Source organism: Flavobacterium psychrotolerans (assembly GCF_003097635.1).
In the GTDB taxonomy this organism is placed as follows: domain Bacteria; phylum Bacteroidota; class Bacteroidia; order Flavobacteriales; family Flavobacteriaceae; genus Flavobacterium; species Flavobacterium psychrotolerans.
In genome coordinates this window covers 1-1,413 of record NZ_QCZI01000045.1, presented here as the reverse complement: position 1 = coordinate 1,413, position 1,413 = coordinate 1, and the positions used below count along the sequence as shown (strand labels likewise).

Annotated in this window: 1 protein-coding gene; it reads right to left on the bottom strand. The window is 35.9% G+C overall.

Annotation, left to right across the window (positions count from 1 at the left end):
* Positions 1-86: 86 nt before the first annotated feature.
* Complete coding sequence (locus DB895_RS14095) at positions 87-896, bottom strand: tetratricopeptide repeat protein (protein ID WP_116927945.1); 810 nt, start codon at positions 894-896, stop codon at positions 87-89.
* Between the last annotated feature and the right edge of the window lie 517 nt (positions 897-1,413).

The following is a 1,413-nucleotide window of genomic DNA, read 5'->3' as shown; positions in this document are numbered from 1 at the left end:
GCCGTATACGAGACCCGTACGTACGGTGGTGTGAGAGGCGCAGTCCGTCAGTTTCTGGCGGACCCGTCTACTCGATTACCAGCAGTTTAAAATATGAACAAATCTTTTATTTCTTTCGGTATCTGTTCTTTATGTTCAATTTTGTCATAAAATTTTCGTGCTTTTTCTTTCATTTTTTCATCTTTTGTTAATTCAGCTACTTTTAATAAACACAATGAATAATATATTTTATAATTTTCGTCTTTTTTGTATGTTGAATAACTTTTCTCAAAACTTTCTAATCCTTCTTCATATTTTTTATTTAATGCAAGTAAAACACCTTTCAAAAAATAAACATCATCTTTTATAGTCTTATTTAGGTATTTATATTTTTCGATTGCAATATTTATATTTTCTAATCCTTTTTCAACATCTCCAATCTCTGGAGAAGTCACAGCAAATCCATAGTAACCTTCTGGATTATTAGGAAAATATTGTATGATTTCATTGTATTTTTTTCTTGCTAATTTTATTCCTTCTTCGCTTTCAAATCTCAATGCTTCGGCTGCGAGATTGGATTTAAATTCTATCGATTTATTTTGTCCCAAGCTATCGGCAATGTAGTAAAAGACTAATGCGTTTTTATCATTTAATAAACGCATTGTATAGCCAGTAAAAAATGCCGCATCACAAAATGTAGAATCGGTTTTATAAGCTTTAAAAAATATATTAGAAGTTTTTTTTAAGTATTTTTTATCTAAGGATCTATTTAAATATAAAGTTTCAATTCCAATGTTAAATAATTTAATGGCTTCTGGATTTTCAGATTTGCAATATAAATTTTTACCTTCAAAATAATCTTGCGAAAAAATAAAATTGATACTTAAGACGAATAAAATGATAAATGTTTTTTTCATGTTTTAGGTTAGGATTTACGTTTTTTGGATAAATTGCTGGTAACAGACAGGGGCTTTGCGCTGGCTTTTGCGCTTGCGCAAAGGTCGAGTTGAGAGAAGGTCTGAAAGAGCTTCCTCTCGCAAAGCCCCTGTCTGTTGGAGAGGAAGTCGGAGACTTTCTCTCCAACGGCTCCCGGCTTGGTCGTCGTTCCTGAGGGAGTTTTCTCCCGAAAGGAATGCGTCCAAGGCGGTGATGTCGGCTGTCCCTGAAAGGGGCGGACGTCATCGCCGGCGTAGCCGGGAGCCGATGGTAGGCAAGCCCGGAGGGATTGCCTACCATCGTTCTGGTACTACAGCGGGTTTGGGACTAAATTAAGCCCATTCTTCGGATTTGCCAAATCATTCTAAATACAAGACCATTTCTCCATTAAGCTAATTGCCCAAATCCGTTGTAGCGTGTGTTGAACTAAACCTTCGGTAGCACTCGCGATGATTTAGTACCTTACGAAGGTAATAAAAAATCGTAAACTATGACTAC

Coding starts and splice junctions, on each gene's coding strand:
- DB895_RS14095 (WP_116927945.1), bottom strand. CDS start 896: ATGAAAAAAACATTTATCATTTTATTCGTCTTAAGTATCAATTTTATT.